Source organism: Campylobacter sp. TTU-622, assembly GCF_016598965.1.
Lineage (GTDB): Bacteria > Campylobacterota > Campylobacteria > Campylobacterales > Campylobacteraceae > Campylobacter_D.
The window spans coordinates 1-785 of sequence record NZ_JAENKR010000189.1; the positions used below are offsets into that span (position 1 = coordinate 1).

At 25.6% G+C, this 785-nt stretch carries 2 protein-coding genes; both read right to left on the reverse strand.

Features of this window, described 5'->3' with window-relative positions; genetic code table 11:
* Positions 1 to 533: anthranilate synthase component II (locus JG677_RS08380; RefSeq protein WP_200286184.1), on the reverse strand; the 533-nt coding region annotated here is incomplete at its 3' end.
* Positions 530 to 785 (reverse strand): aminotransferase class IV (locus tag JG677_RS08385; RefSeq protein ID WP_200286186.1); only part of this gene is annotated, 256 nt, incomplete at its 5' end. The genes JG677_RS08385 and JG677_RS08380, both read right to left, overlap by 4 nt.

Consider the following 785-nt stretch of genomic DNA (forward strand, 5'->3'; position numbering starts at 1 on the left):
CCTTTTTGACTTAAAATAGCTTCAGGATGAAACTGAATGCCATAAATAGGATAAAGTTTATGTTTTATTCCCATAATAATATTTTCTTTGCTTTTTGCTATAATCATAAGTTCTTTAGAGAGCTTTTTGACATATAAAGAATGATAAAGACAAATTTCAAAATTATTTTTTACACCTCTAAATATATCTTTTTGATTGTGATCTAATAAAGTAGTTTTACCATGTTTTGGATTTTTTAATCTAGCAATTTTTCCTCCAAAAGCTTCGGCAATACATTGGTGTCCTAGACAAATTCCTAGAATTTTTTTCTTTTTTTTAAAATATCTAATAGCCTTTAAACTTAATTTTGATTCCTTGGGAGAATTAGGGCCTGGTGATATGATCAAATGTGAAAAATGTATTTTTTTAAGTTTTTTTACTTTTTTAAATTCATCATTTTTGACTACTTTGCATTTATAGCCTAGCTCTTTTAGGTAAAAAACTATAGTATAGGTAAAAGAGTCGTAATTGTCAATGATTAAAATACGCTTCATAAAATTACAACCTTTTTTAAACCTCTTACAGAATTCATACAATAAATTGCATCCGCTTCTAATAAATCTTTTTTGAAAAGTTTTTTTTCTTTTATTATTTTTAAATTAAGTAAAAATCTTCTATAAATTCCATCAAGTAATCCGCTTTCTAGAGCAGGGGTGTAAAATATTTGTTCTTTTTTAATGATTATATGGCTTCTACTTGCTTCACAGAGTTCATTTTTTTCATTAAAAAAAGCTAGATCATAACAT